Source organism: Paeniglutamicibacter psychrophenolicus (assembly GCF_017876575.1).
In the GTDB taxonomy this organism is placed as follows: Bacteria; Actinomycetota; Actinomycetes; order Actinomycetales; family Micrococcaceae; genus Paeniglutamicibacter; species Paeniglutamicibacter psychrophenolicus.
In genome coordinates, this window is record NZ_JAGIOE010000001.1 from 3758546 (window position 1) to 3784468 (window position 25923).

General features: G+C 66.9%; 25 protein-coding genes and 1 pseudogene. 9 read left to right on the top strand and 17 right to left on the bottom strand.

The window, feature by feature from the left end:
• Positions 1 to 2: 2 nt before the first annotated feature.
• The 3 genes from JOF46_RS17010 to argH form a co-directional block, all read right to left on the bottom strand.
• Complete coding sequence (locus JOF46_RS17010) at positions 3 to 656, bottom strand: DNA-3-methyladenine glycosylase (RefSeq protein ID WP_342592489.1); 654 nt, start codon at positions 654 to 656, stop codon at positions 3 to 5.
• 41 nt (positions 657 to 697) lie between these two features.
• Complete coding sequence (locus tag JOF46_RS17015; protein WP_209909175.1) at positions 698 to 1435, bottom strand: maleylpyruvate isomerase family mycothiol-dependent enzyme; 738 nt, start codon at positions 1433 to 1435, stop codon at positions 698 to 700.
• A gap of 102 nt (positions 1436 to 1537) precedes the next feature.
• Entirely contained in the window at positions 1538 to 2953 is a 1416-nt protein-coding gene (gene argH / locus JOF46_RS17020) for an argininosuccinate lyase (protein WP_209909178.1), read from the bottom strand.
• A 194-nt stretch (positions 2954 to 3147) separates the two neighbouring features.
• Here argH and JOF46_RS17025 point away from each other — a divergent pair, with 194 nt between their 5' ends.
• Entirely contained in the window at positions 3148 to 3558 is a 411-nt protein-coding gene (locus JOF46_RS17025; RefSeq protein ID WP_209909181.1) for an ankyrin repeat domain-containing protein, read from the top strand.
• Between the two features lie 280 nt (positions 3559 to 3838).
• Positions 3839 to 4399 carry an O-acetyl-ADP-ribose deacetylase gene (locus JOF46_RS17030; protein WP_209909184.1) on the top strand — a complete coding sequence of 187 codons (561 nt, stop codon included), beginning with the start codon at positions 3839 to 3841 and terminating at the stop codon, positions 4397 to 4399.
• A gap of 139 nt (positions 4400 to 4538) precedes the next feature.
• Here the strand turns inward: JOF46_RS17030 and JOF46_RS17035 are convergent, their stop codons facing one another.
• The 9 genes from JOF46_RS17035 to argC form a co-directional block, all read right to left on the bottom strand.
• On the bottom strand, positions 4539 to 4859 hold the full coding sequence (locus JOF46_RS17035; RefSeq protein ID WP_209909187.1) for an ArsR/SmtB family transcription factor: 321 nt from the start codon (positions 4857 to 4859) through the stop codon (positions 4539 to 4541).
• On the bottom strand, positions 4856 to 5296 hold the full coding sequence (locus tag JOF46_RS17040; protein ID WP_209909190.1) for an SRPBCC family protein: 441 nt from the start codon (positions 5294 to 5296) through the stop codon (positions 4856 to 4858). The genes JOF46_RS17035 and JOF46_RS17040 overlap by 4 nt, the downstream gene beginning before the upstream one ends.
• Before the next feature lie 72 nt (positions 5297 to 5368).
• Positions 5369 to 5545, bottom strand: coding sequence for a hypothetical protein (locus JOF46_RS17045; RefSeq protein ID WP_209909193.1), 177 nt, complete (start codon positions 5543 to 5545; stop codon positions 5369 to 5371).
• 35 nt (positions 5546 to 5580) lie between these two features.
• Positions 5581 to 6096, bottom strand: a complete 516-nt coding sequence (locus JOF46_RS17050) for an arginine repressor (RefSeq protein WP_209909195.1) — start codon at positions 6094 to 6096, stop codon at positions 5581 to 5583.
• Positions 6093 to 7061 (bottom strand): ornithine carbamoyltransferase, encoded by a 969-nt coding sequence (gene argF, locus JOF46_RS17055; protein WP_209909198.1) that lies wholly within the window; start codon positions 7059 to 7061, stop codon positions 6093 to 6095. Before argF ends, JOF46_RS17050 begins: the two co-directional genes overlap by 4 nt.
• A gap of 11 nt (positions 7062 to 7072) precedes the next feature.
• Positions 7073 to 8317 (bottom strand): acetylornithine transaminase, encoded by a 1245-nt coding sequence (locus tag JOF46_RS17060; protein WP_209909201.1) that lies wholly within the window; start codon positions 8315 to 8317, stop codon positions 7073 to 7075.
• A complete protein-coding gene (gene argB / locus JOF46_RS17065) occupies positions 8314 to 9234 on the bottom strand; it encodes an acetylglutamate kinase (RefSeq protein ID WP_209909204.1) in 921 nt (306 codons plus the stop codon). Before argB ends, JOF46_RS17060 begins: the two co-directional genes overlap by 4 nt.
• 105 nt (positions 9235 to 9339) lie before the next feature.
• Positions 9340 to 10503: a bifunctional glutamate N-acetyltransferase/amino-acid acetyltransferase ArgJ gene (gene argJ, locus JOF46_RS17070; RefSeq protein ID WP_209911995.1), complete on the bottom strand. Its 1164-nt coding sequence runs from the start codon at positions 10501 to 10503 to the stop codon at positions 9340 to 9342.
• Between the two features lie 11 nt (positions 10504 to 10514).
• A complete protein-coding gene (gene argC, locus JOF46_RS17075) occupies positions 10515 to 11546 on the bottom strand; it encodes an N-acetyl-gamma-glutamyl-phosphate reductase (RefSeq protein ID WP_209909207.1) in 1032 nt (343 codons plus the stop codon).
• Positions 11547 to 11657: 111 nt separating this feature from the next.
• Here argC and JOF46_RS17080 point away from each other — a divergent pair, with 111 nt between their 5' ends.
• Both JOF46_RS17080 and JOF46_RS17085 read left to right on the top strand, forming a co-directional pair.
• Positions 11658 to 12668 carry a quinone oxidoreductase family protein gene (locus tag JOF46_RS17080; RefSeq protein ID WP_209909210.1) on the top strand — a complete coding sequence of 337 codons (1011 nt, stop codon included), beginning with the start codon at positions 11658 to 11660 and terminating at the stop codon, positions 12666 to 12668.
• Positions 12669 to 12830: 162 nt separating this feature from the next.
• Positions 12831 to 13940, top strand: a complete 1110-nt coding sequence (locus JOF46_RS17085) for an IS110 family RNA-guided transposase (RefSeq protein ID WP_209908689.1) — start codon at positions 12831 to 12833, stop codon at positions 13938 to 13940.
• A 577-nt stretch (positions 13941 to 14517) separates the two neighbouring features.
• Here JOF46_RS17085 and JOF46_RS17090 read toward each other — a convergent pair.
• On the bottom strand, positions 14518 to 16107 hold the full coding sequence (locus JOF46_RS17090) for a zinc ribbon domain-containing protein (protein WP_209909238.1): 1590 nt from the start codon (positions 16105 to 16107) through the stop codon (positions 14518 to 14520).
• A gap of 548 nt (positions 16108 to 16655) precedes the next feature.
• On the opposite strand from JOF46_RS17090, the pseudogene JOF46_RS17095 reads away from it, so the two are divergent.
• The 3 genes and pseudogenes from JOF46_RS17095 to JOF46_RS17105 all read left to right on the top strand — a co-directional run bounded on the left by JOF46_RS17095 (position 16656) and on the right by JOF46_RS17105 (position 19913).
• Positions 16656 to 17544, top strand: a pseudogene (locus JOF46_RS17095) (carbohydrate ABC transporter permease).
• 341 nt (positions 17545 to 17885) lie between these two features.
• Positions 17886 to 19067 (top strand): hypothetical protein, encoded by a 1182-nt coding sequence (locus tag JOF46_RS17100; protein WP_209909240.1) that lies wholly within the window; start codon positions 17886 to 17888, stop codon positions 19065 to 19067.
• A gap of 327 nt (positions 19068 to 19394) precedes the next feature.
• Entirely contained in the window at positions 19395 to 19913 is a 519-nt protein-coding gene (locus tag JOF46_RS17105) for an OsmC family protein (protein WP_209909243.1), read from the top strand.
• Here the strand turns inward: JOF46_RS17105 and JOF46_RS17110 are convergent.
• Complete coding sequence (locus JOF46_RS17110) at positions 19910 to 20539, bottom strand: MerR family transcriptional regulator (RefSeq protein ID WP_209909245.1); 630 nt, start codon at positions 20537 to 20539, stop codon at positions 19910 to 19912. The genes JOF46_RS17105 and JOF46_RS17110 overlap by 4 nt on opposite strands.
• Before the next feature lie 82 nt (positions 20540 to 20621).
• Between JOF46_RS17110 and JOF46_RS17115 the strand changes: the two genes are divergently transcribed.
• Together JOF46_RS17115 and JOF46_RS17120 are read left to right on the top strand one after the other, a co-directional pair.
• Complete coding sequence (locus tag JOF46_RS17115) at positions 20622 to 21038, top strand: hypothetical protein (RefSeq protein ID WP_209909248.1); 417 nt, start codon at positions 20622 to 20624, stop codon at positions 21036 to 21038.
• Between the two features lie 171 nt (positions 21039 to 21209).
• Positions 21210 to 22358: a hypothetical protein gene (locus JOF46_RS17120; protein ID WP_209909251.1), complete on the top strand. Its 1149-nt coding sequence runs from the start codon at positions 21210 to 21212 to the stop codon at positions 22356 to 22358.
• A 155-nt stretch (positions 22359 to 22513) separates the two neighbouring features.
• Here the strand turns inward: JOF46_RS17120 and JOF46_RS17125 are convergent, their stop codons facing one another.
• From JOF46_RS17125 to pheT, 3 genes are all read right to left on the bottom strand, one after another.
• Positions 22514 to 22813 carry an addiction module antidote protein gene (locus tag JOF46_RS17125; protein ID WP_209909254.1) on the bottom strand — a complete coding sequence of 100 codons (300 nt, stop codon included), beginning with the start codon at positions 22811 to 22813 and terminating at the stop codon, positions 22514 to 22516.
• A complete protein-coding gene (locus JOF46_RS22340) occupies positions 22797 to 22928 on the bottom strand; it encodes a hypothetical protein (protein ID WP_342592557.1) in 132 nt (43 codons plus the stop codon). The genes JOF46_RS17125 and JOF46_RS22340 overlap by 17 nt, the downstream gene beginning before the upstream one ends.
• Positions 22929 to 23379: 451 nt before the next feature.
• The gene (gene pheT / locus JOF46_RS17135) at positions 23380 to 25920 is read right to left on the bottom strand and encodes a phenylalanine--tRNA ligase subunit beta (protein ID WP_209909257.1); all 2541 of its coding nucleotides are present in this window, start codon (positions 25918 to 25920) and stop codon (positions 23380 to 23382) included.
• Between the last annotated feature and the right edge of the window lie 3 nt (positions 25921 to 25923).

Consider the following 25923-nt stretch of genomic DNA (forward strand, 5'->3'; position numbering starts at 1 on the left):
GTCTAGTCCCTGCGGGCCCGGGTCCTTGGCCCTGCCGCCCGGCGGTAGGTCGAGACGCTGGGTTCGCCCGGCAGCCAGAAGCGCCACGGGTACTCCTCGGTGCCCCCGGCCCCGGCAACCCCGGTGCGCGGGCCGGCCAGGAACCGGAGCGGGGAGCCTGACAGGTTCTCCAGGCCCAGCTCCGGACCCGGGGGCCCGGCCACGCCATTGCGGTAGCCGGATGTGTTGTTGGCCAGGGTCAGGCCCAGGCCCTGGGCCAGTCGCGCCGGGCCGCTGAGCAGCTTGGCGTCCGGTCCCCTGGGGTGCCCGCGCCGGGCCAGGACCGTTTCCAGGCCCGCGACGACCTCGCCGGCACGCATCAGCACCGCCGAGGCGGTGCCTTCGGCCCCGCACACCACGTTGGCGCAATGGTGCATTCCGTAGGTGAAGTAGACGTAGGCGGTGCCCGGCGGGCCGAAGAGCCCGGCGTTTCGGGCGGTCCGTCCGCGGTAGGCGTGGGATCCGGGGTCCCTGGACCCGTCGTAGGCCTCGACCTCCGTCAGCCGCACCACCACCAGCTGCCCGCCGATGTAGCTCGAGACGCGCGCGCCGAGCAGGTGCGGGGCCAATTGCATCGATGGCAGTGCCAGCAGTTCGTCCCGCGTGCCCGTTCCCACGGCGTTTTCCTCCCTGGAGCCCCCGGTTGCCTGCTTCCTGGTTACTGGTTGGTGGCCTTCAGCTTCACGAGCCAGGGGCCGAGCTCGGGAAGGTCGGTGCCGTCCGCGTCGGCGGTGGCCTGCACCGGTCCCAGCGGCGTGCGGCCGGCCAGCCATGCGGCCAGGTCGAAGGCCGTGCCGCTGAGCACCGTGGCGTCGTCCCCGCTGCCCAGGGTGATGCGCTGGGCGCCGTGGGGCTGGAGGATGTAGCGGCGGGATTCGGGCACCCGGGCCTCGAGCGCCTCGAAGAGGTGCGCGCAGAATTCCGGATCCCAGTCGGCGACCGAATTCGACAGGGCCAGATCCGAGGTGTGGATGACCAGTTCGCGCCAGATCGCGTAGCAGAGGTCTTCCACGGTGCCGTTGCGGAACCCTGTGGCCAGGTGCCACTGACCCGCGCTGATCCCGCGGAGGCTGGTCTCCAGCGCGTCGAGGGACTCGGTGGCGCGGGCCGCCAGCGCGTCGGGGCGCATCAACGCCGTCATCTCGATGGCGTCGTGGCGCGCATCCATTCCCCCGTCGTACATCTCGAAGGGTTCCTCGGCGCCGGCGGTGTCCAGCTGGCGTGCCGCGGCGCGGGAAAAGCCGTCGATGTGGGCCACGACGTGGGCGCGGTCCCAGCCGGGCAGCGCGCTGGGTCCGGACGCGGCGGCATCGTCCACGGTGTCGATGATCTGGCGGGCGGTGGACAAGGCGGCGAGGATCCGGGTTGTCAGGTCCTGTTGTGTGAGCTCGGTCATGCCCCCAGCCTATCTCCAATGCGTAGTGGCAGGCCCGCGAAAATCACGCAGGCGGGGCCCACCCTCGGTGGGCCCCGCCCGGGGATCGTGGATCGGGGTGCGTCAGCCGGCGTAGGCGCGCACCGGAACCAGTGCGTCCTTCAATGCCGCCAGCTGCGAGGCGACGGCCGAGGGTGCGGTGCCGCCCTGGGCGCTGCGCGAGTTCAGCGAGCCCTCGGTGGACAGCACGCTGCGGACCTCGGGGGTCAGGTGCCCGGAGATGCCCGCGTATTCGGCATCGGACAGGTCCCAGAGCTCAACGCCCTTGGACTCGGCCAGCTTCACCGCGGCGCCGGAAAGCTCATGGGCATCGCGGAAGGGCACGCCCTGGCGGACCAGCCACTCGGCGATGTCCGTGGCCAGGGCGAAGCCCAGCGGTGCCAGCTCGGCCATGCGCGGCGTGTTGAACTTCAGGGTCGCGATCATGCCGGAGACCGCCGGGAGAAGCAGCTCGAGGGTGTCGGTGGCGTCGAAGACAGGTTCCTTGTCTTCCTGCAGGTCGCGGTTGTATGCCAGAGGCAGTGCCTTGAGCGTGGCCAGCAGTCCGGTCAGGTTGCCGATCAGGCGCCCGGCCTTGCCGCGGGCCAGCTCGGCGACGTCCGGGTTCTTTTTCTGCGGCATGATCGAGGAGCCGGTGGAGAAGGCGTCGTCGAGGGTGACGAAGGAGAATTCCTTGGTGGCCCAGAGGATGACCTCCTCCGAGATGCGCGAGAGGTTCACCCCGATCATGGCGGCGACCCAGGCGTATTCGGCGAAGACGTCGCGCGCGGCGGTCCCGTCGATGGAGTTCCACGCCGCGGAGTCGAAGCCGAGCTCGGCGGCCACGGCGTTCGGGTCAAGGCCCAGCGAGGAGCCGGCCAGGGCGCCGGAGCCGTAGGGCGAGACGGCCGCGCGCTTGTCCCAGTCGGCCAGGCGCTGCACGTCGCGCAGCATCGCCCAGGCGTGGGCCAACAGGTGGTGCGAGAGCAGGATCGGCTGTGCGTGCTGCAGGTGGGTGCGCCCGGGCATCGCGGCGTTGGGGTGCGCCTCGGCCTGCTCGACGAGCGCGTCGATGGTGGCCAGCACGCCGCGGGCGATGATGCGGGCGTGGTCGCGCAGGAACATGCGGCCCAGGGTCGCGATCTGGTCGTTGCGCGAGCGGCCGGCGCGCAGCTTGCCGCCCAGCGCGGCTCCGGCTCGCTCGATCAGTCCGCGCTCGAGGGAACCATGGACGTCCTCGTCGGAGTCGGAGGCAACGTAGGCACCCGAGACCACGTCGGCCTCGAGGGTGTCCAGTGCCGCGACCATGCCGGCGAGTTCGGCGTCGTCAAGCAGCCCGGCGGTGTGCAGCACGCGGGCGTGGGCGCGGGAGCCGGCGATGTCGTAGCGGGCCAGGCGCCAGTCGAAGTGCGTGGACTTGCTCAGTGCCGCCAGCGCATCGGCCGGGCCGCCCGCAAAGCGTCCGCCCCAGAGTGCACCTTCGTTTGTTGCCGATCCCATGTTCATCCTTCCGTGCGCCTTGTGTCGGCGCCGGGTCGCGAGGTGTCCAAATCCATTGCCCATCCTAATGCAGGGCCGTGTGCCGGCCCCGGATGAAACACCACTGATCTAATACTTATTCATAAGTCTACATAAATATTCACAACCCGCATTCACGGGCCAATCCCTCCCACGCCAGCCGGTACGATTTGGATATGACTGATTCGAGCGCCCCCGATTCCTTGAACGACGAAGAGATCGCGTTCCTGCACTCCATTTTCGACCTGGCCCGCGAGGGCAGCACCGCGAAGCTGATGACCCTGCTTGACCAGGGAATCCCTGCCGACCTGACGGACCCCAAGGGCGACACGCTGATGATCCTGGCCGCCTACAACGGCCACAACGACATCGTTGAAGGCCTGCTCGAGCGCGGCGCGGACATCAACCGGCTCAACGACAAGGGCCAGGGCGCACTGACCTGTGCGGTGTTCCGCAAGAACGAACCGCTCGCCCGGCTCCTGCTCTCCAAGGGCGCCGATCCGCGCCTCGGGGCGCAGAACGCGATCGCCGTCGCCAAGATGTTCGACCTGCCCGAGTTCGAGGCAGTGATCGCGGAATACCTGTAGGCCTCCTCGGCCGCCGCGGCCCGCACCGCGGGCACTATACGGCCACGGGTTGCAGTTGGACAGGGGGCCCGCGCGCATCGGTACACAACCGTGACCGCCCCTCGGCCGGCCCCCGGCCCGACCCCTGTCACACAAGCCCCCCGAGACCCGGCTTTTGGCACCCTTTTCGGCTTTGCGCTAGTCACACCTGAGAATCCCCTGTGTGACCCTCCACAAGAGCAGGGCTGACGCGTATCGTGGTGCTTATCAGGTGTATTGGATCACTGACAGGAGCGAACAAATGCATATCGACATCGTGCGAGGGGACATCACCGAACAAAAGGTCGATGCGATCGTCAATGCTGCAAATCCCTCCCTTCTTGGTGGCGGTGGCGTTGACGATGCCATTCACGTGGCGGCGGGCCCGTCCCTGCTGGCCGAATGCCGGAAGCTGAGGGCCACGACCCACCCGGACGGGCTGGCCTCCGGGCTCGCCCTGGCCACTGGCGCCGGAAATCTTCCCGCGCGTTGGGTCATCCACACCCCTGGGCCCAACCGCCATGTGGGGCAGACGAACCCCAAGACGCTGGACAAATGCTTCACCAATTCCTTGTACGTCGCCTCGCGGCTGGGAGCCACCAGCATTGCGTTTCCGGCCATCGGCGCCGGGGCCTACGGCTGGACCCCGGAAGACGTCGCCTCGATCGCTGCCCACGCCATCAGCGCGTGGTTCGAGCTGTACGTGCACTCGACATCGATCCACCGGGTCGTGCTGGTTGCATACAACGACGAGGTCGAAGCCGCCTTCCGCGAGGCCTTTGACACACCGCGCACCGAGAGCCAGCTCGTCCACGGACCGTAGTGCGCCTCGGCGCACCCACTGGCAGTGCATGGTTCCTTGGGGGGCTGCCCGCGCATCGCGCGGGCAGCCCCCCCAAGTACTTCGCGGGCGCCGGACGCATTCGCCTTTCGCGCGCCGACGCGTATTCCGAAGCCGGGCACTACCGGGAATCGCTGGCGCTCGAGTCCGGTCCCCCGGCCCCGGAGCCCAGGGCATTGATGTAGCCGATTGCCGGCCCCAGCCCGTCCACGACCAGCTCGAAGACAACCTCCCGGCCTTCCCTGCGCCTGTGGGCCAGGCCGGCCTCCACGAGGATCCTCAGGTGCTTGGCCACGGCCTGCCTGCTGATCCCCAGGGGCGCACTCAGTCGCGACGCACTGGCCGCCTTCTCTCCTAGTAGTGCAAGCACCTGCCGCCGGGTCTCATCCGACAGCGCCGCAAAGATCGGCTGTGTCGATTCGGCGCCCGGCAGCCCATTCATTTACCGCTCAAATATCGTTGCGCCGCGAGCATCTCGGCATTCCAGCCCCGGGTGTTGGCGCTGATGACACGGGCATGTTCGTCCTGGTCGAAGGCCGCGAATCCGCTCTCCATGACCCGGAGCCTCACCGCACCGGAGTTGGTGCTTTCCACCCAGAACTCAACGAGCGTGTTGGGGACCGGGTCGTCCCATTCGTCCCCGCCCAGCGAACGGAAGGCCGCGTAGCGCGGAGCCTCGAGGGTGACCGTCTCGAATTCGAATTGGCCGTAGATGGCGTCATGGACGATGGAGAAGGCGCCGTTGGTTTCGATGCGATGGGGTGTGATCGCCCCGCCATTGATGAACCAGCCAGGTTCGCTGACCAGCTCCCAGACGGATTCCGCGGTGGCGGTGATGTCGATGGTTGCCTCGATGGCATCCTGTCGTTCGGTGTCCATGTGTTTCCCCTCAAGATGCAAAGCCCTTGTGCAACAAAATGGTTGCACAAGGGCTTGCGTTGCACAAGGGGCCTACGGACCGGTAGCCGCCATGGGTTCGACGGCCCTCCATGCACTGGAAGGATCCGGGCCGACGGCACCTGAAGCCAGGATGCCGGTCGTCCCGATGATGATGCCGGCCAGGATCACCAGCAGCACCAGGGCAAGCAGGATCGAGCCAAGCACCGCCGCTCTCTTGCGTGGTTCCAAGTTTGCCTCCTGGGGCCCGGAATCCGGTGTGCCGGCTACTGCGGGTCGGCCAATGCCAAGAACCGGGCTGCGACCTCGGCGCCGCCGTCGACCTCGCGCGTCACCATCATGACGGTGTCGTCCCCGGCAATGCAGCCCAGGATCTGCGGCATCGTGGAGTGGTCGATGGACAGGGCCAGGAAATTTGCGGCCCCCGGCGGGGTACGCAGCACCACGATGTTCCCCGAGGCCTCGGCGGTTATCAGCAGTTCGGCGCATTGCTTGGCGAGCTTGGCGTCATGGATTTCCTGGCTGACCCCTGCCTGCGGGCTGCGGTCTCCACCCTCCTGGCGCACCGCATAGACCAGCCCGCCGTCGACCCCGCGCACGCGCACCGCACCAAGTTCCACCAGGTCCCTCGACAACGTGGCCTGGGTGACCGCCATCCCGTCCTCGGCCAGCAGGGCCACGAGCTCGGCCTGCGAACGGACGGTTTGGGTGGACAAGATCGAGCTCACCCGCGCCTGGCGGGCAATCTTCGTTGTTGGCTGGAACGATGCGGGGGTGCTCATCGGTTGGAGTCCACTCCGGCAACGTCCGCCAGGCCCGACTTGGCCAGCAGCCAGGCCATGATGGCCTTCTGCGCGTGCACGCGGTTCTCCGCCTCGTCAAAGACGACCGACTGCGGGCCGTCAATGACCTCCGCGGAGATCTCGTAGCCGCGGTAGGCAGGCAGGCAGTGCAGCACCACGGCATCCTTGTCCGCGTGGGCCATGGCCGCCGAATCCACGGCGTAGTCGCGGAACAGCTCCATGCGCTGGGCCTTCTCGTCTTCCTGTCCCATGGAGACCCACGTGTCGGTGGCGACCACGTCGGCGCCGGCAAGGGCGGCGGCGGCATCGGTGGTCACGAGCACCGAGCCACCGGTTTCGGCCGCACGCTTTTCGGCTGCGGCAATGATCTCCGCGGCCGGCAGGTAACCCTCGGGACCGGCAATGCGCACGTGCATGCCCGCCGTGACCCCGGCCAGCAGGTAGGAGTTGGCCATGTTGTTGGCCGAGTCCCCCAGGTAGGCCATGGACAGCCCGGCCAGCGTGCCCTTGTGCTCTCGCACGGTGAGCAGGTCGGCCAGCAGCTGGCAGGGGTGGTAGTCGTCGGACAGGGCGTTGATGACCGGGACGTTGGAGTTCTGTGCCATCTCCTCCAGTCCGGCCTGGGCGTAGGTGCGCCACACGATGGTGGAGACCATGCGCTCGAGGACCTTGGCGGAGTCGGAGATCGATTCCTTGTGGCCCAGCTGCGATTCGGCGGAGTTGATGATCAGCGGGGAACCGCCGAGCTCGGCGATGCCGGCGGCGAAGGAGACGCGGGTGCGGGTGGAGGTCTTGTCGAAAAAGACCGCCACGGTCTGCGGGCCGGCGTACGGCTTGTATCCGTACTTGTCTTTTTTCATGGCCACGGCAAGGTCAAGGACCTCGCCCTGCTCGGCCTGGGTCAGGTCCAGGTCGGTCAGGAAATGGCGAACGGTGTTGGTCATGGTCGCGGGTCCTATTCCTTGGTGGCGGCAACGGCGGCGGCGTAAAGCGCCGGCAGTGCCGCAACGAATGTGTCGAGTTGCTCGGTGGTGATGATCAGCGGGGGTGCCAGGCGCAGCGTGTTGGGGCCCGGGGCGTTGATGATGAACCCGGCATCCAGTGCCGCGGTCACCACGGCAGGTGCGACAGCCGCTTCCAGGTCCAGCCCGATGAGCAGGCCCCGGCCGCGGACGGCGGTGACGAAGTCCAGCGCGGCAAGCTTGGAGCGCAGCTGGGCCCCCACGGACTTCACCTGGTCCAGGAGCCCCTGGGTTTCGATGACGTGCAAGGTGGCCAGCGCCGCGGCGGTGGCCACGGGGTTGCCGCCGAAGGTGGTCCCGTGCTGCCCGGGGGCCAGCAGGCCGGTGGCCTGCGTGCCGAAGACGATCATGGCCCCAATGGGGAAGCCGCCGCCCAGGCCCTTGGCCAGGGTCATGGCGTCGGGCGTGACCCCGGCGGAGGCAAACCATTCCCCGGTGCGGCCGATGCCGGTCTGGACCTCGTCGAAGACCAGCAGTGCTCCGGCCTCCGCGGTGATCGTCCGTGCCGCCTGCAGGTAGCCGGGGGCGAATTCGATGACGCCGGCCTCGCCCTGGATGGGCTCGATGAACACCGCGGCGGTGGTCTCGTCCACAGCTGCGCGCAGGGCCTCGATGTCGCCGGCCGGGATCCATTCGACTCCCCCGGGCAATGGCTCGAAGGGCTCGCGGTAGGCCTGCTTCCAGGTCAGCGCGAGCGCGCCCATGGTGCGTCCGTGGAAGGCTTGCTCCAGGGCAATGATCTTGGTGCGGGGGGCCTGCCGGGTGCCGGCGTTGCGGCGGGCAAGTTTGAAGGCGGCCTCGTTGGCCTCGGTGCCGGAGTTGGTGAAGAAGACCTTGGAACCGGCCGGTGCCTGGCTGATTTCCAGCAGTTTTTCGGCCAGGGCGATCTGCGTGGGGCTGGTGAAGAAGTTGGAGATGTGTCCCAGCGTTGCCAGCTGGGAGGAGATCACCGAGGTGACCAGCGGGTGGGCGTGGCCCAGGGCGTTGACGGCGATCCCGGAGAGCAGGTCGAGGTATTCCTTGCCGTCCGCGTCCCACACGTGGCAGCCTGCCCCGCGCACCAACACCCGCTGCGGGGTGCCGAAGACACCGAGCAGCGAGTGGTTGTAGCGGGCCAGCAGCTCGCTGCCGGCCAGGGCGTTCAGGGCGCCGGTTTCTTGCTCAATGATCGCGTTCATGCCTTGTCCTTGGGAATGACTTGGGTTCCGACGCCGGCGGAGGTGAAGACCTCCAGCAGCATGGAGTGCGGTTGGCGGCCATCGACGATGTGGGCCTGGCCCACGCCCTCGTCCACGGCCTTGAGGCAGGCTGCCATCTTGGGGATCATGCCCGATTCCAGCGAGGGCATCAGGGCGCGCAGCTCCTCGGTGTCCAGCGAGGTGATCAGCGATGACTTGTCGGGCCAGGCGGCGTAGAGGCCCTCGACGTCGGTGAGGATCACCAGCTTGGAGGCGCCCAGGGCGCTGGCCAGCGCCGCGGCGGCGGTGTCGGCGTTGACGTTGAGCACCTGCCCGGTGGGGTTGTCCTTTTCGTCGACCTCCGGGGCCACGGTGGAGACGACCGGGATCTTGCCGGCGGCCAGCAGGTCCAGGATCTGGTCGGGCTTGACGCCTGTCACTTCGCCGACGAGCCCGAGGTCCACGTGCTGCCCGGCGATGTAGGTCCCGGTGCGCACGGCGCGCAGCAGGGCGCCGTCCTCGCCGGAGAGCCCCACCGCGTAGGGGCCGTGCGAGTTGATCAATCCGATCAGTTCGCGCTGCACCTGCCCGGTGAGCACCATGCGCACCACGTCCATGGCTTCGGGGGTGGTGACGCGCAGCCCGCCCTTGAACTCGGATTCGATGCCCAGGCGGCTGAGCATGGAATTGATCTGCGGGCCTCCCCCGTGCACGACCACGGGGTTGATCCCCACGTGGCGCAGGAAGACGATGTCCTCGGCGAAGGCGCGGCGCAATGCCTCGTTGACCATGGCGTTGCCGCCGTACTTGATCACCATGGTGGTGCCGGCGAAACGCTGGATCCAGGGAAGCGCCTCGATCAGGGCCTCGGCCTTGCGTTGGGCCACGTCCATGGATGTGGGTGTTTTCTCAGACATGCTCTTGGGTGATCCTCACTGGAACGTTTGGGTCGGATGGGTGTGCCCCCTCGGCGGGCAACGGAGATTGGATCCGTTGCCCGCCGAGGGGGCGAAAAGCGCCATCTAGCTGCTGTAGGCGGAGTTCTCGTGGACGTAGTCGTGGGTCAGGTCGTTGGTCCACAGGCTGGCCTCGGCCATCCCGGCGTTAAGGTCGATTTCCACGAGCACCTGGCGGCCGCTGAGGTCCACCAGGTTCCTGTCGTCGCCCACACCACCGTTGCGGCAGACCTGCACGCCGTTGATGGACACATTCAGCTCGTCGGCTTCGAAGGCCGCCTGGGTGGTCCCGACCGCGGAGAGCACCCGTCCCCAGTTGGGGTCTTGGCCGAAGATCGCGGTCTTGAACAGGTTGGAGCGCGCCACGGTGCGCGAGACCTCCACGGCCTCGTCCTCGGTGGCCGCGTTGAAGGTGCGGATGGTGATCTCGTGGGCGGCGCCCTCGGCGTCGGAGATCAGCGTCTTGGCCAGCTCCACGCAGGTTGCGGCGAGCCCGGCGGAGAACTCCACGAGGTCCGGGACCGTGCCCGACGCGCCGGAGGACATCAGGATGACGGTGTCGTTGGTGGACATGCAGCCATCGGAATCGGCGCGGTCGAAGCTCACCCGGGTGGCTTCGCGCAGCGCGGCGTCCAGCTGGGCGGGATCCAGCACGGCGTCGGTGGTGATGACCACGAGCATGGTGGCCAGCCCGGGGGCGAGCATGCCGGCGCCCTTGGCCATGGCACCGATCGAGTAGCCGGTGCCGGTGAATCCGGCTTGCTTGGACACGGTGTCGGTGGTCATGATGGCGGTGGCCGCGGCGGAGCCGCCGTCGAACTCGTTGCCGGTGCCCAGTGCGGCGGCCGCGGCGCCGACGCCGGGGATGATCTTGTCCATCGGCAGCTGCTCGCCGATCAGCCCGGTGGAGCACACCAGCACGTCACCGCTGGAAACGCCCAGCACCGTGGCGACGTGCTCGGCGGTGGCGTGGGTGTTGGCGAAGCCCTCGGGGCCGGTGCAGGCGTTGGCGCCGCCGGAGTTCAGCACCACGGCGTCGGCGCGTCCGTCGCTGATGACCTGGCGGGACCAGTACACCGGGGCGGCTGCCACGCGGTTGGAGGTGAACACGGCCGCGGCGTCGAAGCGCGGGCCGTTGTTGCGCACCAGCGCCAGGTCCGGGTTTCCGGAGGCCTTGAGCCCGGCGGTGATGCCCGAGGCGTCGAAGCCTGCCGGGGTGGTGATTCCCATGGGTGCGGTGCTCACGGTGCTACTCCTTCAAGTGCCAGGCCGGCGGTTTCGTTCAGGCCCAGGGCGATGTTCATGGATTGGACGGCGCCGCCGGCGGTGCCCTTGGTCAGGTTGTCGATGACGGTGGAGACGATCACGCGGCCCGCGTGCGGGTCGAAGGCCAACTGGATCTGGGCGTGGTTCGAGCCCATGACCGAGGAGGTCGCGGGCCATTGGCCCTCGGGCAGCACGTGCACGAACGGCTCGTCCTTGTAGGCCGCGACCCAGGCGGCGCGCAGCGTTGCCTCGTCCACGCCGGGCTTGACCTTGGCGGTGGCGGTGGTGAGGATGCCGCGCGGCATCGGCGCAAGGGTCGGGGTGAAGGAGACCGTCACCGGGACCCCTGCCGCGTTGGACAGGCCCTGTTCCATCTCCGGGGTGTGGCGGTGGGAGCCGCCAACGCCATAGGGATTCATCGATCCCATGACCTCGGCGCCGATCAGGTTGACCTTGGCGCTCTTGCCGGCGCCGGAGGTTCCGGAGGCGGAGACCACCACGACGTCGTCGGGCTCGAGCAGGTTCGCGGCGAAGCCCGGCACGAGGGCCAGCTGGACCGAGGTCGGGTAGCAGCCTGGCACCGCGATGCGCTTGGCGCCCACGAGCTTGGCGCGGGCCCCGGGCAGCTCGGGCAGTCCGTAGGGCCAGGTTCCGGCGTGTGTCGAACCGTAGAACTTTTCCCAGGCCTCGGGCGATTCGAGGCGGTGGTCCGCCCCGGCGTCGATGACCAGGGTCTCGGCCGGGAGCCGGGAGGCGATTTCGGCGCTGTGCCCGTGCGGCAGGGCCAGGAACACGACGTCGTGTCCGCTCAATTGCTCTACGGTGGTTTCCACCAGGATGCGGTCGGCCAGGGAATGCAGGTGCGGGGCAAGTTCGCCCAGTCGCTGCCCGGCATTCGAGTGGGCGGTGATGGCCCCGATGGTTACGTCCGGGTGATTGGACAGCAAGCGCAAGACCTCGCCGCCGGCATACCCACTGGCTCCGGATACAGCTACTGAAATCGTCATAAACCAACCCTACTACGCATTTATGCATGATTACTAATAAATATTCACACTGGGGTGTCCCATCTCGCAACATCCCCGCCACCTGGCCCGGAGGTTTCGAGGTCGAACGCTATGGTTGTGTCAAAACAAAGAGCCGACCAAGGAGTTGCGCACGTGAGTCCCCATGCAATTATCGCCCGTCAGGCCGGCGGTCCCGAAGTATTCGACTATGTTTCCTCGGAAACCCTCTCTCCGCGTGCCGGGCAGCTGCTGGTAAAGGTCGCCGCCGTGGGCGTGAACTTCATCGAAACCTACCAGCGATCGGGAGTTTACAAGGTCAAGTACCCCTTCATCCCGGGCAGCGAATACGCGGGCACCGTCGAGGCCATCGGCGACGGGGTCACCGGCTTTGCCGTCGGTGACCAGGTGGCCACCACCGAGGGGTCCAAGGCGTACGCCAACTACACGCTGCTGGATGCCGAGAAGGCCTTGCCGGTTCCCGCAAACGTCCCGCTGGACGTTGCCGGCGCGCTTCCGCTGCAGGGCATCACCGCCCACTACCTCGTCAATTCGAGCTACAACGTCCAGCCCGGGGACACCGTGCTGACCTATGCCGGGGCCGGCGGGGTGGGCCTGCTGCTGATCCAGTTGCTCAAGCTGCGCGGGGCCACCGTCATCACAACCACCTCGACCCCGGAAAAGGCGGAACTGGCGCGCGGCGCCGGTGCCGACCATGTCCTGGGCTACGACGAGGTCCCGGCGCGAGTCCGCGAAATCACCGGTGGCGGCGGCGTGGATGTCGTGTATGACGGAATCGGCAAGGACACCTTCGACGGGTCCCTCGAATCCCTGAAAATCCGCGGCACCCTGGTGCTCTTCGGCGGCGCGTCGGGCCAGGTCCCGCCCTTTGACCTGCAACGCCTGAATGCACACGGCTCGCTCACCGTGACCCGGCCCAAGATCGGCGACTTCCTGCTGGATGCCGAGGAGCGCCGCTGGCGCTCGGGCGAGATCTTCGGCCTGGTCGCCGACGGCAAGCTCAACGTCAGGATCGGCGCCCGCTTCCCGCTGGCCGAGGCCGGTGCCGCGCACACGGCCCTGGAATCCCGTGCCACCACGGGCAAGGTCATCTTGGTACCGTAACCGCGAGCGGGCTACGCATGCCTGCGGGCCACTAGACAATATGTAAGTGAGGCCGAAACCTCCGCTTCAAGCTTTCGTGGTTTGCCATGCGTTCGGGTCTTGGCCTTGCAGCCAAACCGCTGTGGAATGGTAGTGCCACATTGAAGGTTGGAGGTCCCGGCTATGTCCGAGCGTACCTATATCGGGCTCGATGTCCATGCCCGCAGCATCGTGGGATGCGCCCTGAACATCGACACCGGCGAATTGACCCGTTCACGTTTCGAGGACGACCTGCTGGGCACCGCGGAATGGGTACGGGGATTCGGCCCCGGGGTCCGGGTCGTCTACGAGGCCGGTCCCACCGGCTTCGGGCTGGCCCGGCACTTCCGGGCTGCCGGCATCGACTGCGTGATCGCCGCACCCTCGAAACTGCTGCGGGCCCCCGGAGACAAAATCAAGACGGATCGGCGCGACGCCAAAATTTTGGCGACCATGCTGGCGCTGGGCGAGGTCACCGAGGTCACGATCCCGGACCCCGGGCAGGAGGCCCTGCGGGACCTCTCCCGCGCCCGGCATGTCGCCTCGGCCGACAATGCGCATGCCAAGCAGCGGGTCAATGCGATCCTGCTGCGCCACGGCATCCTCTTCCAAGGCGGCAAGTCCCGCTGGACCCGGGAACACCTGAGGTGGCTGCACCAGCAGCACTTCGAGGACCCGGCGCTCGAGTTCGCCTTCCAGGAATCCCTGGCGCAGGAGGAGTCCATGTCCGTGCGGCTGAAGCGGATCGACAAGGAGGTGGCCCGCGTCGCCGCGGACTGCCGCTACACCGAGATCATCAATGCCCTGGCGTGCCTGCGCGGCATCAGCACCGTGGGTGCCTTCGGGCTGGCCACCGAGATCGGGGACTGGACCCGCTTCAACGGGGCCACCATCGGCTCCTATCTGGGCCTGGTTCCCTCGGAGCATTCCTCGGGCGAGACCCGCACCCAGGGGCGCATCACCAAGGCCGGAAACGCCTACGCCCGCCTCCTGCTGATCGAGGCCGCAACCGTGCACAAGCGCCCGTACCGCAGGCCCGGGATCCTGGAGCTGCGCCAGCTCGAGCTGGTGTCCCCGGCCACCGCCGCCCGCGCCCGGCAGGGCAACCAACGGCTCCATGCCCGCGCCGCGGCCCTCGAGGAACGCCACAAGATGCCGGCGAAGGCCAGGACCGCCATCGCCCGCGAACTTGCCGGCTGGTGCTGGTCCCTGGCCGCACCCCTGCAGGAAGGCCGCCCCATGGCAGGACGGTGACCCCAAGACGTGCCCCGGCGCGCGCACCCGGACGAGGCAACATGCGGAGCCAACACGAGAACCGACTATGGGCAGGCCCCCAAGCCGACGCCCGATCCTAGACGACGTCACGCTCCACTCGAATTCCTTGTCATGCGGTACCCAACCCGCGTTTGTCAGTCTGACCATGCCGTCGACCATGACCTGCCGAACCGGGCCCGACGCCACCGCCGGGGCATGGGAAAGGCGGCTCCCGGAAGCCAATGTCCCGGGAGCCGCCCACCTCTGTCACTTGACAAACCTTCTTACATATCAGTCGGAGAGCGACGCTCCCCCGCTGGTGGCCCTCTCTTTTTTGCTTGGCTTGGAATTCGGATCGAGCTGCCACTGCTGAGGCCCACACCAGCTTCATGCCCCGTCACGAGAGGGAGCACCGGCCTATTAGGGCGGCAAAATACCAGCGTCACCTCAGGAATCCTTGCCATTCATCCGGAATCGGGGACGTCGCTGGGTGCCCTGTTGCGTCATGTCGATACCTCCGGGAAGTTGATACGTTGCCTCAGAAAGAAACCCCCACGTAGGCACCGGCAGTGACTCCCTACCTCATGTACAGTACGTAATTGCATGGAATTCCGTGGAACCCCGTGCTCTTGCCGGCCAAACAGCTAGGCTGTCCGGCCGCCCGGGCCCCTGCAAGGCCCGGGTCCGCTCCAGCGGCCGGTCCCGGGCCCCAGCGCTGCCGGTGCCGTTGATCGAGCCGTTGGAGGGTGGTTCTCCGCTGCAACGCGCTGTGGTGATCCGTCAGGGGGATCGAACGTCGTCCCCGGATGGCACGAGCGGCGTTGATGTCGCAGTGGAGCTTCTTCCCGCAGAACCGGCACCCGAAGTGCCTGCCCCTGCGGTTGGCTTTGGCGGTGTACCCGCAGCCGGAGCATTCCTGGCTGGTGTAGGCGGATCCAACTTCGGTAACGGTGATGCCGTGCTTGGGCCCCAGTGCGGCCAGCCGGGCCTTGACGCAGGCGCGTCCGGTGCGGGTGAGCAGCCGGTTCATGGCCCGGGACATGCCGTGTCCGCGGAAATCCAGCCTCTCCACCACCAGCTCCCGGATCCGGTCCTCGCCGTTCTCGCGGGCGAGGATGTTCAGCACCCGCCCGATCTCGTTGGTGACAAAATCCTTGATGCGCTTGTTCAGGGCCCGGTATTCGGGGTTGTCACGGAGCCTGAGTCCGCGGGATTGGTGTTCGGCGGCGATCTCGGTGAGCCGCTGGTCCCAGGATTTGAGGGTGCGGAGCATGCGCTGGCCCAGGAGCCGTCCGTCGCTGGTGGCAAACAGGGCGTTGGCCATCCCGAAGTCCAGGCCCACCACGGTGCCGGTTTCTCGCTGGAGTGCGTCGGGGGTGTTCAGCAGCAGGGAGATCGCCGCGCCGGCGGGTTGCCCGGCCCCCGTGGTTTCCAGGTGGAGCTGGATGACCCCGGCCACCTTGGCCCCGGGTTGGGCCGCCAGGTTCTCGAAGTAGGTGTTGTTTTTCAGCGGGATGCGCACCGGCTTGCCGCGGACGAGGGTGGCGACCGTCACCCACCAGGAATATTCCGTGGCCCCGGTGGGGCGTTCGGGCCTGGCGATGGTCGAATCCAGGACCAGGGTCCGCACCCGGGACAGGTCAGGCCGTCGCACCTTCCGCGCGCTGGTGTGCTTGGCCAGGTGGCGGGCGAGCCTCAGGTCGGCCGGGTCCACCGGCACCCACACGCACTTCTCGGGATGCTTTTCGGCGTAGGTGTGGGTGGCATGAATGAGTTCCCCGCCGGGGGTTTGCCTCCAGGGCAGGGTTAGGTCGGTGGCCCACCAGGCGTGGCGCGAATTGATGCGGTGCAAGGTGGTGCGGCGGATTCCGGTCAGGGTGGAGGCGGTGATCGCCTCGCGGACGGCGGTCTCGAGCAGGGCCAGCCAGGAGGCGTGGGCCGCGTGGACCTGGTTGTACGCGGACTTGACCTGCCGGGCAGACAGCCGGGTGTCGAAGGGCAGGTCGGTGAGGATCCGCCACTTGGCCAGGGGACGCCCGCCCTGCAGCTCTTTCACGGTCATCGAGGACAGGTTGGCCAGGGTGTCGCGGAAGGCGGGGAACAGGTCCATGAGGGCTTGTTCCTTGCCGGTGTTGGCGGCCAGCCGGTGGCGGTGGGCGGTGATCATTCCAGGACCTAGGGTGCCACGTCGCAGGTCACACCTTGCACCACAGGGGTGCAGGATGGTTCGGTGCTGCCATTCACCGCTTGGGTTCCGGCGGTGGGGTGCGGGGTGCCATCGGGTGGGTGCCACCGAACCTCTGGTACGACGTGATGTCGTTGCGCGATTCCATCTGTTTCCATGCATTCACTCTAGGTGTGGGCACCGACACGTTGGGCTCGCCGCGGGCGGGCTGTGGATCACGGTGGCCCCGGGAAACCACGCCGCCCGGGGCATGGCCCCTGCCGAGGGTTCGCTCGTCGTGTGCCGGTCGGGATCCGCAACGCTGTCCGGGACTGCGCCACGTGCACGACAGTGTATCGGGAGGCTTCCCCGGCGCCTTCGGTCCGCCTCGGCGCGGGCCGGTTCCGCACGGCCCGGCATCCGGGCCTGCCCCCACCGGCATTCCCTGGGAGGTGCATGGCAATACTTGCCCCGAGAAGACCCCTGGTCATGGACCTTTTTCCATGGAACCAGCGAACTAGTTCCAACACTTCGCGAGCGGAGAAGCGCTAATGGCCACCTCGATCCTTGACCGAACCGCGGCACCGGCCGCCAAGACGGCCCTGGGCGCCCCGAACCCGGGCCGCCGCCGGATCAACCGCACCCTGAAGTACGCGCTGCTGATGCTCTTCGTGGTGATCGTGCTGATCCCCGCCTACGTCCTGTTCATCACCAGCTTCAAGGGCAGCGCCGACGCCGACCCCTCGCGGGCCTGGTTCTTGCCGACCACCTGGGAAACCGGCGGCTGGGCCAAGGCCTGGACCACGCTGGCCCCGGCCCTGGGGCGCACCTATGCCCTGGTGGTCCCCGCGGCCATCATTTCCGCCACGCTGGGCTCGATCAACGGCTACGTGCTGTCCAAGTGGCGCTTCCCGGGCGCCAACGTGGTGTTCACGCTGATCCTCTTTGGCATGTTCATCCCCTACCAGGCGGTCATGATCCCGCTGACCCAGCTGATGAGCAACCTCGGGGTGCCCCAGGGCGTTCCGTCGCTGATGCTGCTGCACATCGTCTACGGGCTGCCGATCTGTACGCTGATCTTCCGCAACTACTACGAGTCGGTGCCCTCCGAGCTCATCGAGGCCGCCCGCATGGACGGCGCCGGGATCCTGCGCACCTATGCCTCGGTGATCTTCCCGGTCTCCGCCCCGGGATTCGTGGTCGTGCTGATCTGGCAGTTCACCTCCGCCTGGAACGACTACCTGTTCGCCGCGTTCTTCTCCTCGGGACGCAACGGGCCGGTGACCATCGCGCTGAGTTTCCTGGCCGGCGGCCAGCTCACCGACTACGGGGGCCTCCATGGCCGGCGCGCTGATCGCCTCGGTGCCGACGCTTCTCGTCTACATCCTGCTGGGCAAGTACTTTGTCGGCGGGCTGATGAGCGGTTCGGTCAAGGGCTGACCCGTTTCGCCACTCAAGACCCTGCGTGGGGGCGTTCGCCGGTGAGGCGGGCGCCCCCACGCTTTTTTGCAAGAGCCTGTGCCGGTTCCCGGCCCGGGCAGCCACCGGAGGCTGCCCGTGCCTGGTCCCCCAAACCGGGAAACGCGCGGTTCCCGGCATCCCCAGGCATCTTGGCGGACCGGGCTTCGCCGGGGAAACCGGTTCCGGCGGGCCGGCGGCCGCACCGGAACCGGGTCGTCGTCCACCCGCAGTTATCCACAGATTGCAAATATCAGCCCCGTGGTCCTTGACGCGGCGTCATGCTGGAGGCATCAGCCCCTCAACAACCCCAAGGACCCACAATGTCGACCAAGCACAAGAAGCACCGCCCTGAACACCGCCCACGGTCCCGCACCGGGACACCGCCAATGCCCGCGGTTCACGGCCAACAGGCAGAGGCGACCATCCCTGTTCGGCCACGGCAGACCGGGCATCAAACGGACGGCTCGGAAGGGCTTGCCGCCCACGCCACGCTTGGGCCGCGCTACCGCGCGTGGCACTCGCGCATCCTCGCACGAGGCAATGCCAACGAAGATCTCGAGCATCAGAAGGACTTGCTCCGCGCTTACGCACGTCGAAACGAGTTCCCAACGATTGACTCGTTGAACCCCGAGGGATTCGGCACTCTTGTCGAGCTGGTTTTGAAGGGATCTCCGGGTGCATCGGCGGAATTGCTGGATGTATTGGATCGCTATCTGCACTTCCTGCAGGACGAAGGTCTATGGCAGGGGCCCAAGGACGAATTCGCCACCGTCCATGCGCTGACAAATATCCGGGTCTCTCGACCCGGCCCGCGTAAGTTGTGCGCCGACTTTAGCGCCATGGAGCCGACAATGGCCGAGCCCATGCTTGCCATCCTGCAGTGGGCCCGATTCCTGCTCTCGTCCCATGAAGGCAGGGCCACCATTGAACCATTCAGCGAGATCGCGTTGATCCGTTCCTGGCATCGTTCATCCCTTGCCTTGATCCCCGGATTGCCACCGCTGCGGTTCCAGGAAATTATCGAGCTTCTCCATGCTCTCGACCTTGCGGGCTTGCATCCCTTGCCAGGACACGAGCCGGGCCCCACCGCGCTCCTGCGGCAAACCGCGAGTGAATACGACCAGACGGACACCACCTTGGAGCGGCGGGTCTTGAAAGCGTATCTGCTCGTGTTGATGTGGTCGATCACCAGCTTCCATTCCAGCGAACCCTCGTACGCCGAAGCGACCGACTTTCTTTATGAGCTGGCATCGCGGGCCAGCACCATCGAGGATTCACCGTCGGGCTTTGAGAGCAGTTTCCTGTTCCCGGCAACCGTCAACCTGAGAAACCTGACCAGTCGGAATGCCCATGACCACGACTTTTTCGCCGAGGCACTGTTGCCTTCCGGCCTGCTCGGATTGCACCATGGCGAGCTGTCCATCGCACCACTGACCCGCGCCGTCATTGCCGAGCTCTGTGGGGAATACGGGATCGACAGCTCAGAGGTTTCGGCGGTTTAGCGCCTCTCCCCAGGATGCATTGTTCCAACCTGTCTGGTCCCCGGAGAACTCGAGCACCATCCGACCCGCCGCGTCCAGCCCGGTGTTTCCTTCTGGTTTCGCCGTGGCCGCCGCCCCTGCAGGCAACGGGATCGAAGTCCATTCCCGGCCCGCTGGCATTGGCCAGTTTGTGGACGACTGTGATGCACGGACTGAATTCGGTTGCGAGCATAGTGGACGGCCCCTGTCCGGCCAGTGCACTCCCTGCCTCTGGCGTGCCCGATCGTTCCGGGTGGACACTTGTCTCAGGCCCCGGGCACGGCGGGACCCCGGAAGCAGGAGAGCAGCATGGACAGGGAAACGTTGCGCGGCAGGCAGGGACCGCTCAAGCAGCTTTACCGTGAGCAGCCCGGGGCGGGAACCATCAGGCTAAGCGCCAGCGGTGTCGTGGGCGGCGAAGGGGTTTCTTGCTCCGTGCAGACCGGCCAGGCGCTGGTTTCCGCCGGGCTGCATCCTGCCACCGGTGGCGATGGGACCATGGCATGCTCTGGCGACCTGCTGCTCCAAGCCCTGGTCGCCTGCGCCGGGGTCACCCTGGCTGCCGTCGCAACCAACCGCGGGCTTGCGGTGGCCGGGACCATCCGGGCCGAGGGGGAACTGGATGTGCGTGGCACCCTGGGCGTGGATCCTGAAGCCCCGGTTGGCTTCCGGTCCATCAGGTTGGCCTTCGAGCTGGACACCGACGCGGACCCCCAGGCGGTTGCAGGGCTGATCGCCACCACGGAAAAGTACTGCGTGGTGCTCCAGACGCTGCGCTCCGCGCTGCACGTCGAGACCATTTTCGAGCAGTCGGCAACCGGCTCCTAGTGTTGCTCCCCCGCTGCGGTGCCGAGCATCCGGTGGGCCAGGTCCTGGTGCGCCAGCCGGCGCATCGCGGCCAGGATCGGTTCGTAGACCGCGGTGCCGAGCACGGAGTACTCAACCGCCCGGGACGTGTCGTCACCGGGCAGCTGGGCCAGATCGATCTCGGCGATCGCCATCACGTGCCGGGCGTAGCCGTGCAGGCGTTCGGTCCCCATGGGCATTCCCACGGCCTCGGCTGCGGCGAGCCCGCGTTCCAGCTGGGCCACCGCAGCGTAGCCGGGGTCGTACAGCTGGCCGATCTCCGCCAGCGCGGCCCGGGCCCGTGGATAGTCGGCGCCGGGGTCCGCTTCCACTGCCGGAGGAAGTACCTCGATCGCGCGGCCCAGCGTGCGGAAGCGGTCCGGCTCCGGGTCGTCGATGAGCCCCAGGATGGTGCGCACTGACGCCAACGGCAGGCCCACGACCTCGGTCAGCGCGCGGATCAGCGCCAGCCGGCGCACGTGATCCTCACCGTAAATTGCCGTGGTCGCCCCGGTCGACTCCCCCGGGGCCAGCAGCCGTTCGCGCAGGTAGTACTTCACCGTCGCCAGCGGCACCCCCGAGCGCTGGAGAAGCTCGGACATCTTCATGTAAAACCCCTTGCATTGGATAGTTCAGGTATCTACCTTAGATAGTACAACTATCCAATCGGATTCGAAAGGAACCACTCCCATGGAACCGAGCACGTTGGTCCTTGCCGGAATCCTGCTTCTGGCACTCATCACCGTCGAATCGGGCGGCGCTTTCCTCGTCCGCGTCGCCGCCGGCGGGGTACCAGCCAACGACCTGCAGAAATCCTGGTACCGCGCCGGGCACGCCCACGCCGCGGTCCTGCTGGTCCTTTCCCTGACTATCCTCGCCTTCGCCGACCAGCTCGACGTGCCGAGCTGGGTCGGCTGGATCGCCCGCTCGGGTGTCCCGGTCGCCGCGATCCTGATGCCCGCCGGGTTCTTCCTCTCGGTGCTCGGGAAAAACCCGGAGAAGCCCAACCGGCTGTCGCTGCTGATCGGTCTCGGCGCGGCTTCTCTCACCGCTGGCCTGTTGGCCGCCGGGATCGGGGCGATCACCACCGGGGCCGGTTCCGCCTGAGGAAACGCCGAACAACGCGCCCTCGCCCCGTTTGCCGTGGGCGTGGCCGGCTTGTGCCAGGTCGATCGACCGGGCGGGCTCGATTTCTTGTCCACAGTCCTGCGGACGGCAGGCCCGCTGGCCCACGGCTCGGTCCATGCTGGGATTCCCCCACCGAACCCAAGGACGGCCATGACCACGACCAGCAAGCAATTGCGCCGCAAGCACCGCAAATCCCCCAAGCCACCGAGGCACGGCACCCACCCTTCGCATGCCTCGGGGCTTGAACGGCTGCACGGTCTGGAACCTGCCTACATAGCTTGGAGAACCCGCACCGTCCCGCCCGACCAGGCCCACGACGACTGGACTGGTCTGCTCGACGTGCTGGAGGCCTACACCAAAATCGGGCCATTCACCGCACCCGACGCATTCGACCCGAAGACCTTCGCCTTGATGCTGAAAGCCATCCGTCGCAGTCCCGGCGACGCCGCCTGCCGGACCCTGAATCGCTTGGACGGCTACCTGCACTTCCTGCAAGACAACGGCCGCTGGCATCGGGGAGCCGAGCTCTTCGATGTGCTGCACATGCTGGTCCTGATGCGCGCACCCGGCCCTGACCATCGGCGCACTCCCCGCGAATGCCCGATCGACATGCCAGCCAGGCATGGCCATGGCATATCCCTGGTCCAGTGGGCTGCCTACCTCCTGGACGGGATGGTCGACGGAAAGTTCATCCCGGGCACCACCGGATCGCTTGCGCTTCCGGTTGCGGACCCTGCCGGCCCCGTCCTGCTGGCGCCGGGCCTCTACCCGCTTCCGTTCACAGGGCTCATGGACCTTTTCACCGCCATGGGCGAAGCAGATCTCTTCGAAACCGATGAAGACGAAAGCATCTGGGACGAGGAAGAATGCGTCGAGGGATCCGGGGAGAATGTCGGTGAGCCGTATCCCACGCATGCGGGCATGGCCCTGCTGCAGGACGACCATCCTCGAAACCACGCTGCCATCCGCAGCCTGCTGACGGCCTACCTGCGAATCCTGGCCATGGCGCATGCAACACCCTCGGCCGGCCTGGCAGGGCTACGGCGGGCCGAAAGGTTCATGTCCGTAGTTGGCGACGTGGCCACCGAACCAACGACCGCCAAGGCCCACGGGGAAACCAGCATGCTGAGCCTCGGCGAAGACATCCAAGACCGCATGGCGGACCGTTTCGGGGAAATCTCCGCATCCATCCTCGCTTGCCTGAAAGCCGGAGTCTTGGAGTACACCGACGGCACTCTCGTCGCCCAGTCCGTTGTCCGCGAGGCCATCAAGGACCTGCGCGACGAATATGTTGGTTGATCTGCATTGGCCTGTGCACCGGACACCTCCAAGACCTGAAACTACTGGGGCGCCCGAATCCTGTCACGCGGTCCCCGGCATCCGCCGACAGCTTCACCCTTCGATTCTGCCCTCAGCGGCGATCATCATCCGAATCATGACCGGGGAACTCAATCTCACGCAACGGCTTCGAAGCGAAACCTGAGACCAAGGGCCTTGACCACCTTGACAATGGTGGCGAAGCTCGGGTTGCCGTCGACTGAAAGCGCTTTGTACAGACCTTCGCGGCTCATCCCGACGCGGCGTGCCAGGTCGCTGAGATTGCCGGAACGCGCAATTGTGCCCAATGCGTGGGCGACCATGGCGGGGTCGTCGTTTTCTTCCAATACCGCTTCAAGGTATGCCGCAGCGTCCGCTAGATCGTTGAGGTAATCCGCACCATCGTAGGGGCTAAAGGCTTCAGTTGATTTGCTCATTGTTCTTCCATTCATCGGCGATTCTGTACGCTTCGTTGATATCGCTCGGCTTGCTCGATTTGCTGCCTCCGCAGAGCAGCAGGATTAATCGACCGCCATCCCGAAGGAAATACACCCGGTATCCCGGGCCAACATCAATCCGCAATTCCGAGATCCACGCCCGACCGGTTTTACGTCACCCGGATTTCCTGCGGCCAGGCGATCTATCCTCGCTGTTACGCGGGCGGCAGCTCGACGATCCTTCAAGCCAGATCACCATCGGTCAAAGGTCTCACTCTTGAGAATCTCGATCACATGTCAACTGTAGTTCACAATTCCATCGCGGACAATGCCGGCTCCACTGCGGAATTTCGGTTCCCAGCCTGTATGTATTTTTGTTCTACTGCTGCCGAAAACAGCTCTGTCGGGTTCAACGCCGGCACTGCGGTCCTTCGCCGAAGGAACGCAGTGGGAACCTAAAGTTGCAGTCGGCAACCCGGAACCAATGACAGCAGGGGGCCGGCAACCCCACCGCAAAAGCGGTGAAAGGTTGCCGACCCCCTGCCTGATCGGGTATTGCCCTTGGGTTAGCGCTGCACGGCACCGAACCGCTCGGCGGCCAGGGCCACCGCGGCGGCACGCGCCTCGGAGGCCTCGTCGGCGGTCAGCGTGCGGTCGGTGGCGCGGAAGCGCAGGCCGAAGGCCAACGACTTCTTGCCGTCCTCGATGCCGGTGCCGGAGTACACGTCGAAAAGCGCAATGTCCTCGAGCAGCTCGCCGGCGCCCTCGCGCAGGGTCTCAAGCACGTCCGAGGCCACCACGGCCGAGTCAACGACCAGCGCGACGTCCTGCGTGGAGATCGGGAAGGTGGAGAGTTCCTTGGCCACGATCACGTCGGCGGCGGCCTCGAAAAGCTCGTCCGCGTTGATTTCCATGGCCACGGTGCGCTCCGGCAAATCCAGCTCGGCCAGCAGCTTCGGGTGCAGCTCGCCGGCATAGCCCACGTGCGTGCCGTTGCGCAGCGCCAGGGCCGCGGTGCGGCCCGGGTGGAACGCCTGGTGCGAACCCTGCGAAACCACGACCTCCACGCCCAGCACGTCGCCGACCAGCTTGGCCACGTCCAGGGCGTCCGCCCAGTCGTAGACACGCGGGACATGCGTGGCCGCAACCGGCGAATCATGCCCGGTCAGCACCGCGGCAAGGTGCGTGGGCTGGTGCGGCAGCCCGTTGTACAGTGCGTCCAGTTCCGCATCGGAGGGACGGACACCCAGCGGCGGAACCGATGCGGTGCCAAGGGTTTCGCCCGGCAGGAACACCTGGCCGGCCTCGTACAGGGCCAGGTCGCGGAAGCCGCGGCCGTGGTTGCGCCGGGCAATGCCCAGCAGGCCCGGCAGGATCGAGGTGCGCATGAAGCCGAATTCGCTGGACATCGGGTTGTTCAGCTTCACCGCCGGAACCTCGCCGGCCTCCGGGGCACCGAAGGTGTTGTTCTGCGCCTTGGTGACGAACGGGTAGGACAACACCTCGGTCAGCCCGGCGTCGGCCAGGGACTGCACCACGCGGCGGCGCTGGGACTGCACGCGGGAGTAGCCGCGGCCCGGAGGGGCCGTGGGCAGCGTGGCCGGGATCAGGTCGTAGCCGACCAGGCGGGCGATTTCCTCGACCAGGTCCTGCTTGGTGGCCAGGTCCGGGCGCCAGGTCGGCGCGGTGACGCGGTAGCCGCCCTCGATCTCCTCGATCTGCGCCCCGATCTCGCCCAGGGACCAGGTGACCTGCTCTTTCGTGTAGTCGATGCCGATCAGCGCCGAGGCGAACCCGGCCGGCAGCTCGATCACGACGGGTTCCGGGGCGGTGCCCTCGTCGGTGACCAGCGTGGTGGCGGTGCCGCCGGCCAGCTGGACCAGCAGGTCCACTGCGCGCTGGGCAGCCACGTCGGCGATCTTCCAGTCCACGCCGCGCTCGAAGCGCTTCGAGGCCTCGGAGGGCAGCTTGTGGCGGCGGCGCGAACGGGCGATGGTGATCGGTTCGAAGTGCGCGGCCTCGATCAGCACGGTGGAGGTCGTCGCGGACACCTCGGTGGACGCCCCTCCCATGACACCGGCGATGCCGATGGCACCGGACTCGTCGGTGATCAACAGGTCCTCGACGTGCAGCTTGCGTTCCTTGGCGTCCAGCGTCACCAGGGTTTCCCCGGCGTTGGCGCGGCGCACCGTGATGGCCCCGGTCAGCTTGTCCGCGTCGTAGAAGTGCAGCGGCTGGCCGAGTTCGAGCATCACGTAGTTGGAGATGTCCACGACCAGGGAGATCGAGCGCATGCCGGCCAGGCTCAGGCGGCTGGCCATCCACGGCGGGGTCGGCAGTGCCGGGTTCACGTTGGTGATGGTGCGGGTGACAAACCTGTCGCAGCCGTCCTTGCCGTAGATGCCCGCGGTGTCCTTGAGCTTGACCGGGTGGCCGGGGCCGGTGGCCGCATCCACGGTGACCAGCGACGCCGGATCCGTGAAGGGCGTGTTGGTGGCGTGCGCGAATTCGCGGGCCACGCCGCGGATCGAGAACGCGTAGGAGCGGTCCGGAGTGACGTTGATTTCGGCGGCCTGGTCGTAGAGACCCAGCAGTTCCATCGCGTCGGCGCCCAGTTCGGGGTCGAGACCGATGCGGGAGAGAACCAAGATGCCGTCGTGGTCATCGCCAATACCAAGTTCGCGCACGGAGGCGATCATGCCTGCCGAGAGGTGGCCGTAGGTCTGCCGGGCGCTGATCTTGAAGTCACCTGGCAGTACTGCCCCGGGAAGCGTGACAACAACCTTGTCGCCCTCCACGAAGTTGTGCGCACCGCAGATGATGCCCTGCACGCCGGAGGGGTCGATGCCCTCGTGGGTCAGGGTCTGTTCGGCACCCTCGGGCACGACGCGGACCTGGCACCAGTTGATGGTCTTGCCGTTGGTCTGCTCTTCCTTGACGATGGAGAGCACCTGGCCGACCACGATCGGGCCGGAGATCTCGTCGGTGGGACGGTGCACGTCCTCTTCCTCGAGTCCCACCTTGACCAGTTCGGCCATGACGTCTTCGGCCGAGGCATCGGCCGGTACCTGCGCGTATTCGCGCAGCCATGAAAGGGGAATACGCATGTC